This is a genomic window from Corallococcus macrosporus, from assembly GCF_017302985.1.
Lineage (GTDB): Bacteria > Myxococcota > Myxococcia > Myxococcales > Myxococcaceae > Corallococcus > Corallococcus macrosporus_A.
Genome location: NZ_JAFIMU010000004.1, coordinates 288,656 through 303,136, shown reverse-complemented (window position 1 = coordinate 303,136; position 14,481 = coordinate 288,656). Strand labels below are relative to the sequence as shown.

At 70.5% G+C, this 14,481-nt stretch carries 15 protein-coding genes; 5 read left to right on the top strand and 10 right to left on the bottom strand.

Features of this window, described 5'->3' with window-relative positions; genetic code table 11:
* Positions 1-503: 503 nt before the first annotated feature.
* The 8 genes from JYK02_RS06665 to JYK02_RS06630 all read right to left on the bottom strand — a co-directional run bounded on the left by JYK02_RS06665 (position 504) and on the right by JYK02_RS06630 (position 7,079).
* Complete coding sequence (locus JYK02_RS06665) at positions 504-1,163, bottom strand: hypothetical protein (RefSeq protein ID WP_207049776.1); 660 nt, start codon at positions 1,161-1,163, stop codon at positions 504-506.
* A 2-nt stretch (positions 1,164-1,165) separates the two neighbouring features.
* On the bottom strand, positions 1,166-2,185 hold the full coding sequence (locus JYK02_RS06660; protein ID WP_207049773.1) for a hypothetical protein: 1,020 nt from the start codon (positions 2,183-2,185) through the stop codon (positions 1,166-1,168).
* A gap of 11 nt (positions 2,186-2,196) precedes the next feature.
* Positions 2,197-3,045, bottom strand: a complete 849-nt coding sequence (locus JYK02_RS06655; RefSeq protein WP_207049772.1) for a hypothetical protein — start codon at positions 3,043-3,045, stop codon at positions 2,197-2,199.
* Between the two features lie 22 nt (positions 3,046-3,067).
* Entirely contained in the window at positions 3,068-4,417 is a 1,350-nt protein-coding gene (locus tag JYK02_RS06650; protein ID WP_207049770.1) for a M24 family metallopeptidase, read from the bottom strand.
* Positions 4,418-4,702: 285 nt separating this feature from the next.
* A complete protein-coding gene (locus JYK02_RS06645; protein ID WP_207049768.1) occupies positions 4,703-4,924 on the bottom strand; it encodes a hypothetical protein in 222 nt (73 codons plus the stop codon).
* Positions 4,925-5,032: 108 nt separating this feature from the next.
* Positions 5,033-5,881, bottom strand: a complete 849-nt coding sequence (locus JYK02_RS06640) for a zf-HC2 domain-containing protein (RefSeq protein WP_207049760.1) — start codon at positions 5,879-5,881, stop codon at positions 5,033-5,035.
* A 146-nt stretch (positions 5,882-6,027) separates the two neighbouring features.
* Positions 6,028-6,501, bottom strand: a complete 474-nt coding sequence (locus JYK02_RS06635; protein ID WP_207049758.1) for an anti-sigma factor family protein — start codon at positions 6,499-6,501, stop codon at positions 6,028-6,030.
* Positions 6,498-7,079 (bottom strand): RNA polymerase sigma factor, encoded by a 582-nt coding sequence (locus JYK02_RS06630; protein WP_207049756.1) that lies wholly within the window; start codon positions 7,077-7,079, stop codon positions 6,498-6,500. Before JYK02_RS06630 ends, JYK02_RS06635 begins: the two co-directional genes overlap by 4 nt.
* A 422-nt stretch (positions 7,080-7,501) precedes the next feature.
* On the opposite strand from JYK02_RS06630, the gene JYK02_RS06625 reads away from it, so the two are divergent.
* Positions 7,502-8,053, top strand: a complete 552-nt coding sequence (locus JYK02_RS06625; RefSeq protein ID WP_014395291.1) for a hypothetical protein — start codon at positions 7,502-7,504, stop codon at positions 8,051-8,053.
* Positions 8,050-8,640 carry a tRNA-uridine aminocarboxypropyltransferase gene (locus JYK02_RS06620; protein WP_207049754.1) on the top strand — a complete coding sequence of 197 codons (591 nt, stop codon included), beginning with the start codon at positions 8,050-8,052 and terminating at the stop codon, positions 8,638-8,640. Before JYK02_RS06625 ends, JYK02_RS06620 begins: the two co-directional genes overlap by 4 nt.
* 4 nt (positions 8,641-8,644) lie before the next feature.
* Here the strand turns inward: JYK02_RS06620 and JYK02_RS06615 are convergent, their stop codons facing one another.
* Both JYK02_RS06615 and JYK02_RS06610 read right to left on the bottom strand, forming a co-directional pair.
* Complete coding sequence (locus JYK02_RS06615) at positions 8,645-10,072, bottom strand: protein-disulfide reductase DsbD family protein (RefSeq protein ID WP_207049753.1); 1,428 nt, start codon at positions 10,070-10,072, stop codon at positions 8,645-8,647.
* Between the two features lie 60 nt (positions 10,073-10,132).
* Positions 10,133-11,734, bottom strand: a complete 1,602-nt coding sequence (locus JYK02_RS06610) for an SPFH domain-containing protein (protein ID WP_207049745.1) — start codon at positions 11,732-11,734, stop codon at positions 10,133-10,135.
* A 367-nt stretch (positions 11,735-12,101) separates the two neighbouring features.
* On the opposite strand from JYK02_RS06610, the gene JYK02_RS06605 reads away from it, so the two are divergent.
* The 3 genes from JYK02_RS06605 (at position 12,102) to JYK02_RS06595 (ending at position 14,406) form a co-directional block, all read left to right on the top strand.
* Positions 12,102-13,463 (top strand): IscS subfamily cysteine desulfurase, encoded by a 1,362-nt coding sequence (locus tag JYK02_RS06605; RefSeq protein WP_242588540.1) that lies wholly within the window; start codon positions 12,102-12,104, stop codon positions 13,461-13,463.
* A gap of 118 nt (positions 13,464-13,581) precedes the next feature.
* Positions 13,582-13,974, top strand: coding sequence for a Fe-S cluster assembly scaffold IscU (iscU, locus tag JYK02_RS06600; protein ID WP_120553652.1), 393 nt, complete (start codon positions 13,582-13,584; stop codon positions 13,972-13,974).
* 45 nt (positions 13,975-14,019) lie between these two features.
* Complete coding sequence (locus JYK02_RS06595; protein WP_207049734.1) at positions 14,020-14,406, top strand: HesB/IscA family protein; 387 nt, start codon at positions 14,020-14,022, stop codon at positions 14,404-14,406.
* Positions 14,407-14,481 lie beyond the last annotated feature (75 nt).

Below are 14,481 nucleotides of genomic sequence, written 5' to 3'. Positions count from 1 at the left end.
AACTGGTCCGACTGTCGGACCAGTTGGGCCGCGTCGGCCCGGAGGCTCGGTTCCCGTCAGGCAGAGGAACTGGTCCGACTGTTGGACCAGTTACAACCCCGCCGGCCGCGCTCTCGTCTCCCACCAGGCTGAGGAACCGGCACCAGGCTGAGGAACCGGTCCGACTGTCGGACCAGTTGGGATGGCATCGGCCGGGCGGTCGTTTCAGCGAAGCCAAGGAACTGGTCCAACTGTCGGACCAGTTGGACCCCTGTCGGCCGGGGCGCTCGTTTCACCAAGGCAGAGGAACTGGTCCGATTGTCGGACCAGTTGGGACCGCGCGGGCCGGGGCGCTCGTTCCAGCGAGGCCAGGAACTGGTCCGACTGTTGGACCAGTTGGCATGGCATCGGCCGGGCGGTCGTTTCAGCGAGCCGGAGGAACTGGTCCGACTGTCGGACCAGTTGGGATGGCATCGGCCTGGGAGGTGCGGCTTGGGTGGCCGGGGCCTGGGGTCGGCACGGCCTCAGCGGAAGGCGTCCGCCATGGACCGGCATTGCGGTGTGGCCAGTGCGTCGTCGGGCACCCGGACTGTCCCGTCGTCCGGAGAGGTCGGGATTGGCGCGTTCGATCCACGCAGCCACGCGGGCGGTACCGTGCATTCGACGGTGAGCGGCCCTTCGAACGTCGCACGCACGCGTCCGTCCTTCGCTCGCACCTCGCCCTTCGCCTGGTTTCCAGTGACGGTCAGTTCCAGGGTGCCTTCGTCGAGCGCCATCTCGGGGCCCTGGGCCAGTTGGTAGTCCACCACCGCCAGCCCTGGACCCAGCACCGTCTGCGGGATGATCCGCGCGGTGGCGTGTTTCGACTTCACGAACTCTGCGTCCACCGGCATGCGGAAGCGCCAGGTCCCTCCGTCTTCCGACTGCGCACTCAGCATGACCAGCATCCGAGGCTCGGGCGGACTGCCCCGGAAGTCGGTGATGAACCGCACGGACGGGGCCGAATAGGTGCCCTTGTCCGTGCGTGCAGTGGCCGCGCCTCGTGGCTGCGGACGCTCGGAGCCTCCAGAGGAGGAGGCCTCCGCGGGAGCGCCCTTGAGCGCTCCTCGCGACACCGTCGGCTCCTCCTTCGGCCTCGCGCAGGCGCCCAGGAGCAGTGCGGCCATCAGGGCGCCGTATCGCATGGTCAGCAGCCCACCCGTAGGGTCATCGCGCTGACGGTGGTGTTGTCGTTCTCCTTCAACTCGTCCACCACGCCCGCCGGATCCATGTCCAGGTAGACGTAGTACGTGTTGAAGGGCAGCGACGCCGGTACCGTGAAGCCCAGCGAGTACGTGCCCTCCGAGAACGCTCCCAGCGCATGGTTGAACGTGGCCACCACGGTGGTCGACTCGCTGTAGCCATTCGGCGGCGCCGTCGGACTCATGCGCACGCGCATCGTGTAGGACGACACGGCCGCGTTGCCCATGTTGCCCACGTAGAACTTCACACTCTGCGCCGTGCCCCGGCACACCGTCACGGTGCCCGAGGGATCCAACGTCTGCGCCACGTCCCCCACCACGCCCATCGACGACGGCAGCAGGTTCGGCTTCGTCACCGAATAGCCGTACAACGTGTTCATCCCCTGCGCGTTCGTGGGCCACAGCGTGGAGGACTCATAGCCTCCCGTCACCAGGTGCGGCGGCGAGGTGCGCAGGATGCTGTGCCCTCCCTCGTGCTTGAAGCCGAAGAAGTGCCCCGCCTCGTGCACGAACGTGCTGCGGCCCGACGTGCCGAACGCGCTGCCGATGCGCGGCGTGAAGTCCAGGTCGCTGGCGATGCAGATGTCCGCCTCGTCGATGCCGTTGCTCCCGATGAAGCACAGCCCCACCGTGGAGTACGTCACGCCGTTGTTCCCGTCGATGGCCGCCCGGTCACACAGGCCGATCTCGTTCTGCCCGTCGCTGTGATCCAACGAGCAGTCCGTCGCCGCGTTCACGTTGAAGCCACTGACGATGTGCGACAGGTCGTCCCACTGCCGCAGGCCGTTCCAGTACGCCGTGTTGACGTTGCCGGAGTCCGGGATGCTGCACCGGTTCCGGTACACGACCGGCCCGCTGTACCACTTCACCGGCGTCCCGTTGCACGTGTCCCAGGCGGCGGCTGCCGCCTCCGTGCCGCCCAGCACCAGCGCCGCGACGGCGCCCAGGAATGTCGTTGTCTTCATGGCGGACCTCATCACGGCTGGCCGGGCGGGATGTCCCGCTCGGGCTGGAGGGGAACGGCACGCGGCGCCGCCGGGTTCGCCACGGCGGGCGTCACCGGCACGGACAGGGACGACGCGTTGGTGACGGGCTCCTCGCGGAACGCCCCCGTCACGCTGAGCCCTCGCGCGCGCAGGTGGTTCTGGAGCAGCGAGAGGAAGGCCTCCCGGTCCATTGCCTCGGGAATCCCCCGGGCCTCCGCGCGCATCGTCGGACGCGCACCCATCAGGTCCACCGTCTCGAACACCGGCGCGGTCTGCCGAACGCCTTCCGAACCCAGGCCGGACACGAGCCCGCCCTCGGCCCCCACCAGCACCTCGCGGCCTCCCACCGACTCCACGCGGAACGCGTGTTCGTCCAGCACCGGCGACAGGCTCCACCCGGTGTTGCGCAGGAACACCACATAGCGCGCGCCCCGGACGAAGCGGGGCACGTGGCTCACCACGAGCTGGCGTCCATCCGGCAGCAATCCTCCGGCCTGCTTCAGACGCAGCTCCCGAGGCGCCGCGCCCAGATGCGCGCGCACGTTGCCCAGCGTCACCACCGTCCATGGACCCGTGCGCGGTGAGAACTCGGAGCGGACGTCCAGCACTTCTCCCTCCACCACGGAGGCCGTCTGGTCGAAGAGGCTGAGCAGGCTGTCCACCGCGCGCGGCGGCCGGAGGGATGCGTCCGCGACCAGCGGGCGCTCCTGTGCCGCGGGGGCTTCGTCCCCGCTGGCGGCGCTACACCCCGTCAGCCCCAATCCCAATCCCAAGGCGAGCCGCGCGACTCGTGCGCGGCCCTCCCCACCGAACGTCGTCCATGGCCTGCCCACGCGCATCACGTCCGCTCCCTTCGTGTCATCAGTGGATGAGATAGAAGGCGTCCTGGCGCGGCACGAAGAACCGCCAGCCTTCGTCCGTCAGGTACGCCGGATCTTCCTGCATCACCGCCACCTGCTGCCCGTCCCACTCTGGCACGGGGGTGGTGGTGCTGAGCTCGACCGCGAGGTACGAGCCCTTGCGCAACAGCCGGGGCGCTTCCTTGCGCGACGCCGCGCGGAAGTCGATGGACGCGCCCAGCGCGTGGCCCTGCGCGCCCAGCGGATGGCTGTAGACCTTGGCCTCGATGCCGCGCTCCTTCATCTCCGCCATCGTCGCGTCGTAGACGTCCGCCGACGAGCGGCCCGGCCGCGACGCGCGCAGCATCAGCGCGTCCTGCAGCGCCTGCGTGTTCGCCAGCGCGCGCTTCAGCCCTTCGGGCGCGTCCTGCTCCCCGTCCTTCAGCACGTACGCCATCTTCTGCCAGTCCGTGTTGAGGCCCAGCGCCGTGACGCCGAAGTCCACGTGCAGCAGGTCCCCGCGCTGGATGACCACCGCCTCGTCCGCCACCGCCAGGAAGCCCCGGGAGAAGCCGTCCTTCATGCCCTGGCGCTGCACGCGCAGGTCCGGCTGGAACCACGTGCCCACGCGCGCCTCGAACAGCGCGTCGTAGAGCCAGCGGCGCACGTCCCCCACCGTCGTCTTGCCGGGCACCACCACCTCGTTGGAGAGCGCCCGCTTCACCAGCGACTCGGTCAGCGCCACCAGGTCGCGGTAGGGCGCGAACTCACCGGGCAGCCGCGTGTCCAGGTATTCTTCAATGAGCGGCCCCGCGCTCACGAAGCGCGCCTCCGCGGACGGGCCCAGCGCCGTCACCAGCCACTTGTAGCTGTCATGCGTGAGGCTGCGCGTCACGCCGCGCCGGCCGTCCATGGCCACCGCGATGGTGCGCGGGTGGTAGCGCGCATCCAGCTCCGCGAGCGCCTCCTCCTGCTTGCGCTCCACCGCGGGCGACGTGAAGAAGCGCGTCACGGCCTCCGTGGCGTAGCCCGTCAAGGCCACCTTCTGGAGCCCCGCGTCGCCCGCGTCCACGAAGACGAACACGTCGCGGTTGCCCGCGTACGGCAGGGGCGGCGCGACCCAGGCCGTCAGCGGATCATCGTGGAACTCCTCGTTGACCACGATCCACATGCCCACGTTGTTCCGGCGCATCATGTCCAGCAGCAGGCCGTGCCGCTCCTTGAGCCAGGACTCGCGCAGGGCCCGCTCCTGGGAAGGCGGAGGCACGGGCGAGGAGGTGGAGACGGCGGTGTCACGCACCGGGGCGGTGGCACACGCCACCAGGCAGCCCAGGCTCAGGGCGGGCAGAAGGACGCTGCGCCAACGCTTCATGTCGGGAACTCCGGGTCGGGAAGAAGGTGCGGCAGCGTAGCGTGCCCGAAAACCGAAGCCCCCCGCCCCGGAACCTCATGGGTTCCGGGCGCGGAGGGCCTGGGGCGCATCCCACCTGCTCACCCGCTCGGATGGCCTCGCTCCTTCACGCTTCCGGGTCCCGTCCCCCCCGGTCCGGGACACCTGGAACCCGTCAGGCCTCACGGCCGGCGGATCCACTGGAAGCGGCGGCCCTCCCCCGAAGGCCGCGTGGAGCGCGGACATCCAACCGCGCGCGCCGTCACGTCAGTAGCTGGCGACCCCATCCCACAGGGCGCTTTCATCGAACTCGAAGAGCGCTTCCTCCCCCTCGTTCCGGGAGGCCTCTTCCCCGTCCCCTTCAGATTCGTCGACCCGGTATCCCTTGGACTCCCGGGCCTCGTCGTCCGGCCGCACACCCGCGCCCCCGTTGGAACCGGGTGCCCAGAGCGCACCATCCCCCTGGCTCCACGCTTCGATGCGGTACATCGCGTCCCCCCGGGGTGCGGTGTCTCCGGTCCATCCACGCCGCCGCCAAAGCCGCGTCCCAATAAATAGACGCCGACCGCGAAAATCCTTGGGTCGTTCCTGCCTCATTTATTTCAGGAAATGTCCCCCCTGCCGCAGCGCGCGGGCGCGGATGCCGGCCTCTTCGCTCCACCCGGGCTCGCCGCGGCGGGCCACCGCCTCGAAGGCCTCCGCCGCCTGGAGCGGCAGCCCCATGGCCCGGAGCACCAGCGCCCGGTTCCACAGCGCCTGGGGATGGTCCGGCGCCTGACGCAGCACGCCTTCGAGCAGGTCCAACGCCCCCCGCAGGTTCCCCGCCTCCATCGCCACCACGGCCCGGTCGCTGTCCCGGTCCAGCGAGGGCGCGGTGCGCGACAGGAAGTCCGCCGCCTGACGCAGTTCGCCACGCACGAGGTACGCCGCCGCGATGCCGTGCAGGTCCCCCCGGTCCTCCAGCGCGGCCAGGGTCCGCAGCGGAACGGGAGGCTCGGCCGCGATCGCCGCCAGGTCCCCCGCGCCCGTCCGGACGGGGACGTAGGGGAGGTAGCGGTCCGCGGCCGGGTACGCGATGCGCGCCTCCAGCTCCCGCGCGGACGCATCCGCCCGCCATGCGTCCCCGGTGCGGAAGCCGTCCCCCGTCACGAACGCGGCGAGCGCCCCCAGCCCCATGGCCAGCAGCGCCCCCAGCGCCTGAAGCCAGCGGCCACGCGGGAGGGTGAAGCGGAACGGTTCGCGGACGGCGGATGGCGGGGGTGGGGCGTCGTTGTGGGCCACCGCTCCACACAGGGCCTGGACGCTGAGCATCTCCAGCTGCATGGCATCATGCAGCCCGCTGGCGCACGCGCGGCAGAGGGCCAGATGGAGCCGGAAATGCTCCTCGTCCCCCGACTCCAGCTCCCCATCCAGGAACCGGTAGAGCTTCTTGCACCAGAGATCCATCAAGCGTCAGGGCCCCGAGTCACGCGGCCGCCTCCCGTCCCTTGCGAAACGCGAGCGGAAGCAATCCTTGGTGGATTCCGCTGACAGCGTTCTGGCGCTGGCCCGCCCGCCTGCTCCCCAGGGAGGAGCAGGCGGCCCGAGCCCCTTCAGCGCCGCGAGCGGGGCCGCAGCAGCGTCCCACCGGAGCGGCTGGAGCGCGGACACGGGAGGCGTGGCGCGCTGACGGCCTCCACGGCCTCGGTCCGCGAGAACCACGGGCAGCAGTTGGCGCACCCCGGACAGCGGCGGCGGAAGCGGCGGGCGCCCTGGTGCCACGCGCGGCCCTCGCGCTCTGGGGGCGGCGGCGCCTCCGTGGGGAGCACGTCCCCGGGCCAGTGCTCCGGCACGTCGTCGTCCCAGGAGCCGGGCACCGTGTCACGGGCCTGACGGGCGGACACCCAGCGCTCGCTCTCCGCCGCGTCCTCCAGCGCGAGCCTCGCGAGCATCTCCAGCTGCAAGAGGTCGTGGAAGCGCCGGGCGCAGACGTCGCAATGGGCCAGGTGGCCCCGGATGCGGCGCTGGTCCTCGGCGGACAGCGCTCCGTCCAGGAAGGGCTGGAGGTCCTCACACGCGGTGCTCATCGTTCCCTCTCCTGGCGGCGGCGTTCCGCGGTGTCGTGGAGCATGGCCTTGAGGCGGCGGCGGGCGTGGAAGAGCCACGTGCCCACCGTTCCCGCGCTGGGGGTGTTCATCCGCCGGGCGATCTCCGCGTGGCGAAGGCCCCGCGCATGCAGTTCGAACGCCTGGCGCAGCTTCTCGTTGAGCCTCGCCACGGCCTGGCGCAGCTCGTCCTCCGTGACGTATTCCCACTGCTCGGGCTCCGGCGTGTCCTCCGGGTCCTCGAAGAGCATGTGCACGTTGTGCAGGTCCACCCGGCGGTCCGTCTCCGCGCCCTGCCGGCGGCACTGGTCCAGGAACCGGTTGTGCAGCACGCGCACCAGCCACGCGCGGCGCGCGGGCTCCGGCCACCGCTTGAGCCGCTCCCACTGAAGGAGCGCGCGCAAGAGCACGTCCTGCACCAGGTCGTCGCAATCACTGGCACTCTTGCCGCAGACGTTGCGCGCGATGGCGACCAGCACCGGCTGATGGCGGATCGCGAACGCGGCGAACTCCCCTCCAGAGCCCTCCCGGACTGGCGGCTCCTCCCTCCCTGGCACCATGCGACCGCCTCCCTTCCCTCCAGAAAACGCCGAGGGTCGGATTCTTTTTCACTCCCGGATGCGACACACGGTGTCGCGCTTCATCCGGCGTCATGGCGGCCAGTGCCGCTGGAACACTTCAAGCAGACGCCAATTCCTTGCATGGAATAGACAGACATCCAGGCACTCCCCGGCTCAATGTCTCTCCATGGGTGTGTCTTGCCTCCGGGTGGCGTGCGCCCCGCCAGCGTGGAAAAAGCGCGAATAAATGGGGCGCAGCATGCCCCAGCGGATGGAGGCGCCTGGAGCGTTTTCGTGAACCCGCGGGGCGCGTTCCGGGCCCGGGCAGCCTCCCGGGAGCCCGGGGAAGCGTCCCGGAGCGAAACTCCCCCCTTGCGTGCCTGGGGAGTCCTTTGGTCCTCTTGGGGCACCGCCGTATGCCCATGGAAACCGCCGCCGACAGCCGAGAGTACCGCGTGGTCTTCTTCTGCCCCGCGTCCAACGCCCGGCTGGAGCGCCTGGAGGTCCCCGTGCGCCGGCTGTTGTCGCGCATCCAGGCGCCCCCGGCGGAGCTGGCCCCGCTGAGCGAGGCCGGGGCCCTCACGGAGGCCGGGTGGCAGGTCTACCTGGTGCGTTCGCTGACGGAGCGCTCCGCGGCGCAGGCCATGGCGGCCTACGTCAGCGAGGCCACCTGCGCCCTGGCGGCGGAGGTGGACGCGGAGGTGCTGGGGCTCTACGTGGACGTGTCCGGGGACTCCGCGCGCATCTGTCGCTGCGGCCCGGAGGACGGGCCGGAGACCTTCGCCGGGCGCCGGCAGGCCGCGCTCACCCGCACGTCCGAGTGGTTGGAGGTCGCCCCCGCGAGCCTGTCCGCCCTCTTCCAGTTGGACCCTCCGGACGCCGAATACGAGCCGGACGCGGATGACCGTTTCGTCGAGGAGAAGCTGCGCGAGGCGCGGGCCCTGATGGAGCGCTACCGCACCGCGGCGAAATGAGGTCCAGCACCCCGGAGGACCTGTCCGGCCGCTGTGAGCGGTGCTACCTGCCCACGGCCCTGTGCCTGTGCGCGGAGGTGCCCGTCATCCCCACGCGCACGGAGCTGCTGATCATCCGGCACAACAAGGAGTCGCAGAAGAGCACCAACACGGCGCGCATCGCGGCGCTCGCCCTGCCCCGCTGCCACATCGTCTCCTATGGCGCGCCCGGGGCACCGTTCGACCCGTCGGTGCTGGAGACGCCGGACACGTGGCTCCTGTTCCCCGACGCGCCGGAGGCGGAGGGGCCTCCTCCGAAGCGGCTGGTCGTCATCGACGGGAGCTGGGCGCAGGCGCGGCGCATGGTGCAGCGCGTCCCCGCCCTGCGCCGGCTGCCGGGCCTGAGGCTGCCGCCGCCCGCGCCGGACACGCGCCGGCTGCGCAAGCCGCCGCACCCGGACGGGATGTCCACGCTGGAGGCCATGGCTGGAGCGCTCGCGCGGCTGGAGGGCGAGGAGCTCGCGAAGCCGCTCCTCACCCTGCACGAGCTGATGATCGAGCGCGTGCTCGCGAGCCGGGGCCGGCTGGGCTGGGAGAACTACCTCTAGCGGCCTACTGGAGGACGACCTTCTGCATCTCCGCCGCGAAGGGCACGGGCTCCAGGAAGCCCGTCACGCGCGGCCTGGTCAGCACGGTGCCGTCCGGGTTCACGAAGGCCACCGTGGGCAGGCCCTCCACGCCCAGCTTCTCCATCAGCGCGTCCAGGTGGTCCTCGCTGTTGGTCGCGTCGATCTTGATGGTGAGGAAGCGGCTGTCCTGGGCCTGGGAGATGACCTCCGTGGACGGGTAGGTCAGCCGGTCCAGCTCCTTGCAGGCCGCGCACCAGTCCGCGAAGAAGTCGATGAGCACCGGGCGGCCCTCCTGCTTCGCCGCCGCGAGCACCTGCTCGAACTGGCTCGCGTCGAACGTGGCCGTCTTCGCCGGCATCACGTGGTGCCACTGCCAGGACGGCGCCACCGGACGCTCCTGGAGGCCCATGCGCACCCAGAGCTCACCCGTGGGCCGCGCGTCCAGCGCGCCGCCGCGCACCACCAGCGCGCCCACCACCAGCACCACGCCCAGCGCCTTGAAGCCGAAGTCGCGCGCGCCCTCCTTGAACGAGCGGTGCACCGCGCCCACGAGCACGCCCACTGTCACCAGTACCGCGGCAATCACCGCGCCGGGCACCTGGCCCACCTCGGCGCCCAGCGCCTTCACGGTGTCGCGCGCCCAGGGGAAGGCGTCCTTCAGGTACGAGAACGCGAGCGCCACCAGCATGATGCCCAGCACGCTCTTCACCCACTCCATCCACACGCCGCCGCGCGGCAGGCGCACGGTGAACACGCCGATGAGGAAGAACGGCACGCCGATGCCCAGCGCGTAGATGAACAGCAGCGTCGCGCCCAGCGTCGTGTTGGCGGACTTCGCCACGAAGGCCAGCAGGCCCGTGAGCACCGGCCCCGTGCACGGCGCCGCCAGGAACCCGGACACGCTGCCCATCACGAACGCGCCCGCCAGGCCCGCGCCGCCCACGTTGCTGAGCTTCGTCTGCAGGGACGACGGCAGCGCCAGCTCGAACGCGCCGAACATGGACGAGGCCAAGAGCAGCAGGAACAGCGCCAGCCCCATCACCACCGCGGGGCTGCCCAGCATGGAGCCGAAGGCCTGGCCCGTCTTCGCCGCCAGGATGCCCAGCGCGCTGAACACCACGCCCATGCCCACGATGTACGCCGACGTCAGCGCCAGTGAGCGGCCCCGCCCTTCCGCCTTCCGTGCGCCGAACACCGACACGGTGATGGGGATGAGCGGGTACACGCACGGCGTCATCGCGGTGAGCAGGCCGCCGGCGAACACCACCAGCGCGCCCCACGCGAGGCTGCCGCTCTCCAGGAATTGGGCCGCGTCCAGCCCCGCGCTCGGGCCGGCGGGCAGGAGCCATGGCACCACCGCCACCGCCACTCCCGCCACCACCGCCGCCAGCGTCAGCTTCTTCGTGTCCATGCGTGCCTTCCGCCTCCGCGTGTCCGAGGCCCTTTCTATACGCGGAGGCAGCGGACGCGGCTACTGCTGCGCCGGGGAGGCAGGCACCTTCAGGCCCGCGGAGCGCGCCAGCCCCATCACGCCCTCCACGGCGGCGGCGATGTAGCCAAAGGGGTTCGCTCCATCCACCGCCGTCACGTGCACCTCGCCCATCCGCTGCTGGAAGGCCGCCGCCACCTGCGGCAGCTGCTGGGCCAACGTCAGCTGGATGACTTCCGCGCTCACCGAGTTCTCGATGTCGCGCAGCGCCTTGGCGCGCTCCATCTCCAGCCCCTGATGGGCGCGGGTGCGCCGCAGCTCCAGCTCCGCGATGCCGGCCTCCGCCTCCGCGATGGACTGCTTCGCCAGCAGCACCTGGAGCCGGGCGGACAGTTGCTCGGCCTCCTGCCGGGCCTCGGCGAGCTGCACGTCGTGACGCGCGGCCTCCGCCTCCTGCTGGCGGCGCAGGCGCTCCAGCTCCACCTGCGCCTTGGCGGCCTCCGCCTCCTGCTCCCAGCGCAGCTGCTCCAGCGAGCCCTGGGCGCGGTTGTACGCGAGCTGCCGTTCGCTGGTGAGCCGCGCCTCCTCCAGCCGCGCGTCCGTGGCCAGCGCCTCCAGGCGGGCCTGCTCCTTCAGGGCCTGCGTGCGCGTGCGGACCTCCTCCTGCGCGGTCAGCTTGGCGAGCGCCACCTCGCGCTCCACGGACGTGCGCTCCGCCTGCTGCTGGCGCACCTGCTCCATCTTCGCCTGTGCGAGCCGCGCCTCCACCGCGAGCTGCTCCAGCCGGGCCTGCTCTTCCGTGGCCTGCGTGCGCTGACGGACCTCCTCCTTCGCGGCGAGCTTCTGGAGGTTGAGCACGCGCTCGGCCTCCGTCTCCTCGCGCCGCACGAAGCGCTCCTTGGCCAGCTCCGCCTCGCGCGCCTGCCGCTCCTGTTCACGGCGGAAGCGGGCCTGCATGTGCTCGAAGACGGCGCCGGAGAGCACGCGCACGTCTTGAATCTCGATGGTGTCCAGCAGCACGCCCCAGCCGGAGTCCGTGCGGTCCTCCAGCCGGCCGCGCCCGGAGAGCACGGGCGCGATCTCGCGCATCAGCTCCTCGGCGATGCCCTCCTTGCGGCGGGTGAGGCACTCCTCCACGGAGAGGTTCGCCACCAGGCGCCGGGCCGCGCCCACGAACATCTCCCCGAGCAGCTCCGCCAGCTTCTCCTGCGCGCGCTCCGGGTAGCTGAAGTTGAGCATCCGGAAGGCAATCAGCGGATCCGCGATGCGGTACACCGCCAGGCCCGTCACCGCGACGCCCACCTTCTCACTGGTCACCTGATCTGCGGTGAACTGGAGCCGCTGGATGCTGGTGGGCACGATGGCCACCGAGTCCCCCGGCAGCTTGAAGCAGCTGGCGCCCTGGCCGCTCACCTCGCGCACGCGGCCGCGGCGCATGTGGATGAGGAACTCGCTGGGCCGCGCCGTGATGAGGCCCCACTTCTTCACCTTGTCCGGGTCCTCCGCGGGCTTGCCCGCCCGCCACCCGTCCGAGTAGCGGGAGCGCTCCAGGCCTCCCTCCAGGCGGATCAGCGACGGCCGCCCCATCTCCTGCTGCATGTCCTGGGCGTTGTTCCGGGCCTGCGACTTCGCGTTGGCGCTCATGTTTGGCACCCTCCGCGTCCGCTCCAGTGCAGGCGCCCGGCCATGTCCTCCCGGGCCATGAAACGGGCACTTATGGGCGCGCGAAGCGCCGTTTCGGATCACCCCGCGCCAACCCGGCGCGGCCGGAGTGCTCCACTCCGGACAGGGGTTGAACCAGCCCGGCCCACCCGCGACCCGGTGCGTCGGTGAAGGGGGCCTCGCGCCTTATGTTCCCTTGACCCGAGGGGGGTCGATTTTATAATTGACCAGTCCGGTCCACATTCGTGTGGGCCCATGTAGACCCTGCCGCTGCGCGCGGACCCACCGCGTCGCCGGGGAGCGGAGGGATGTTCCACCCTCCTGCGTCACTTCTTCCGAGGACTTCATGCTGAGCCTGCCCATCTACATGGACAACCACGCGACCACCCCGATGGACCCCCGGGTGCTGGAAGCCATGTTGCCCTACCTCCGCGAGGACTTCGGCAACGCGGCCAGCCGCAACCATGCGTTCGGCTGGAAGGCCGAGGCCGCGGTGGAGAAGGCGCGCCGGCAAGTGGCGGAGCTCATCGGCGCGTCGGAGAAGGAGATCGTCTTCACCTCCGGCGCGACGGAGTCCGACAACCTAGCCATCAAGGGCGTCATCGAGTTCTACAAGTCCAAGGGCGACCACATCATCACCCTGAAGACGGAGCACAAGGCCGTCCTGGACACCTGCAAGCGCCTGGAGCGCGTGCGCCAGGAGCGGCTGGACGAGCTCAAGCTCCTGCGCCTGGGCCAGCTGGCCGAGCGCGACGTCACCCCGGAAGAGGTCCCCGAGCTGGCGGCGAAGTTCAACCTGGACGCCGACGAGACGTACAAGAAGTGGGCGGAGATGCCCACGGGCGGCGCGCGCGTCACCTACCTGGACGTGGAGAAGGATGGCCGCGTGAGCCTGGAGAAGCTGGCCGCGGCGATGACGCCCAAGACGGTGCTCGTCTCCATCATGTTCGCCAACAACGAGATCGGCGTGGTCCAGCCGGTGGCGGAGATTGGCAAGCTGTGCCGTGAGCGCGGCGTGCTCTTCCACTGCGACGCGGTGCAGGGCGTGGGCAAGGTGCCCTTCGACGTGGAGAAGATGAACGTCGACCTGGCCTCCATCAGCGCGCACAAGATGTACGGCCCCAAGGGCGTGGGCGCGCTCTACGTGCGCCGCAAGCCGCGCGTGCGCATCGCGCCCATGGTGGACGGCGGCGGCCACGAGCGCGGCATGCGCAGCGGCACCCTGAACGTGGCGTCCATCGTCGGCTTCGGCGCGGCGGCGGAGGTGGCCCGGCTGGACCTGCCTGAAGAAGCCGCGCGCCTCTTGCGCCTGCGTGAGCGGCTGCGCACCGGCATCATGGAGCAGCTGGACATGGTGACGGTGAACGGCAGCCTGGAGCACCGCATGCCGGGCAGCCTCAACATCTCCTTCTCCTACGTGGAGGGCGAGGCCCTGATGATGTCCATCAAGGACGTCGCGGTGTCGTCCGGCTCCGCGTGCACCAGCGCGTCGCTGGAGCCCTCCTACGTGCTGCGCGCCCTGGGCGTCGAGGAGGACATGGCGCACAGCTCCATCCGCTTCGGCCTGGGCCGCTTCAACACGGAGGAGGAGGTCGACTTCGTCATCCGGCTGGTGGTGGACAAAGTCCGCAAGTTGCGAGACATGAGCCCCCTGTACGAGATGGCCAAGGAAGGCATCGACCTCAAGAGCATCGAGTGGACCGCGCACTAGGCGCTCCCCTCCCCTCAAGACTTCCCGCCGGGCACGGGAGCCCCCGCCCGCCCGGCCGCGCATCGGATTCCCCCGGAGCGCATCCTTTCAAGCGTTGTGCAGAAGGAGCGTGAGACGCATGGCTTACAGCGAGAAGGTCATCGAGCACTACGAGAACCCCCGCAACGTGGGGACGCTCGACAAGAACGACCCGAACGTCGGCACCGGCCTCGTGGGCGCCCCCGCCTGCGGCGACGTGATGCGGCTCCAGCTGAAGATCAGCGACTCGGGCGTCATCGAGGACGCGCGGTTCAAGACCTTCGGCTGCGGCTCCGCCATCGCGTCCAGCTCGCTCGTGACCGAGTGGGTGAAGGGCAAGACCGTGGATCAGGCCATGACCATCTCCAACAAGGACGTGGCCCGGGAGCTGGCGCTGCCCCCGGTGAAGATCCACTGCTCCGTGCTGGCCGAGGACGCCATCAAGGCGGCCATCGAAGACTTCAAGAAGAAGCGCGCGTCGCGGCAGGCGTAGCGTCAAACAGCTCGCGGCACTTCTTCCAGGAACCGAGGACGACCCATGAACGAGCAGGCCCAGCCGACCCAGGCCCCTCAGACGACGCCCCCCAAGCCGGCCCCCAAGGGCATTGGCCTGGCGGACAGCGCGGTGGCGCGCCTCAAGCAGTTGCTGGCGGAGCGGCAGACGCCGGACGCGGGCTTGCGCATCGCCGTGAAGGGCGGCGGGTGCTCCGGTCTCCAGTACTCCATGGAGTGGTCGGAGAAGTCCCGCGAGCGCGACAAGGTGTTCGAGCGCGACGGCGTGCGCGTCTTCGTGGACCCGAAGAGCTACCTGTACCTCATCGGCACGGAGCTGGTGTTCGAGCAGACGCTGATGGCGTCCGGCTTCAAGCTGAACAACCCCAACGTCAAGGCCGCCTGCGGCTGCGGAGAGAGCTTCTCCGTCTGAGCCTGAAGTGGCCTTCCCGCCCGCCCCGTCGGTCAGGGAGCGGGCAGCAGGGGTCCGGCCCGGTGCCGGGCCCCT

What these genes read in the sequence shown, in the direction of transcription:
- JYK02_RS06665 (WP_207049776.1), bottom strand. Translation starts at nt 1,163, where the DNA reads ATGCGATACGGCGCCCTGATGGCCGCACTGCTCCTGGGCGCCTGCGCG.
- JYK02_RS06660 (WP_207049773.1), bottom strand. Translation starts at nt 2,185, where the DNA reads ATGAAGACAACGACATTCCTGGGCGCCGTCGCGGCGCTGGTGCTGGGC.
- JYK02_RS06655 (WP_207049772.1), bottom strand. Translation starts at nt 3,045, where the DNA reads ATGCGCGTGGGCAGGCCATGGACGACGTTCGGTGGGGAGGGCCGCGCA.
- JYK02_RS06650 (WP_207049770.1), bottom strand. Translation starts at nt 4,417, where the DNA reads ATGAAGCGTTGGCGCAGCGTCCTTCTGCCCGCCCTGAGCCTGGGCTGC.
- JYK02_RS06645 (WP_207049768.1), bottom strand. Translation starts at nt 4,924, where the DNA reads ATGTACCGCATCGAAGCGTGGAGCCAGGGGGATGGTGCGCTCTGGGCA.
- JYK02_RS06640 (WP_207049760.1), bottom strand. Translation starts at nt 5,881, where the DNA reads ATGGATCTCTGGTGCAAGAAGCTCTACCGGTTCCTGGATGGGGAGCTG.
- JYK02_RS06635 (WP_207049758.1), bottom strand. Translation starts at nt 6,501, where the DNA reads ATGAGCACCGCGTGTGAGGACCTCCAGCCCTTCCTGGACGGAGCGCTG.
- JYK02_RS06630 (WP_207049756.1), bottom strand. Translation starts at nt 7,079, where the DNA reads ATGGTGCCAGGGAGGGAGGAGCCGCCAGTCCGGGAGGGCTCTGGAGGG.
- JYK02_RS06625 (WP_014395291.1), top strand. Translation starts at nt 7,502, where the DNA reads ATGGAAACCGCCGCCGACAGCCGAGAGTACCGCGTGGTCTTCTTCTGC.
- JYK02_RS06620 (WP_207049754.1), top strand. Translation starts at nt 8,050, where the DNA reads ATGAGGTCCAGCACCCCGGAGGACCTGTCCGGCCGCTGTGAGCGGTGC.
- JYK02_RS06615 (WP_207049753.1), bottom strand. Translation starts at nt 10,072, where the DNA reads ATGGACACGAAGAAGCTGACGCTGGCGGCGGTGGTGGCGGGAGTGGCG.
- JYK02_RS06610 (WP_207049745.1), bottom strand. Translation starts at nt 11,734, where the DNA reads ATGAGCGCCAACGCGAAGTCGCAGGCCCGGAACAACGCCCAGGACATG.
- iscU (WP_120553652.1), top strand. Translation starts at nt 13,582, where the DNA reads ATGGCTTACAGCGAGAAGGTCATCGAGCACTACGAGAACCCCCGCAAC.
- JYK02_RS06595 (WP_207049734.1), top strand. Translation starts at nt 14,020, where the DNA reads ATGAACGAGCAGGCCCAGCCGACCCAGGCCCCTCAGACGACGCCCCCC.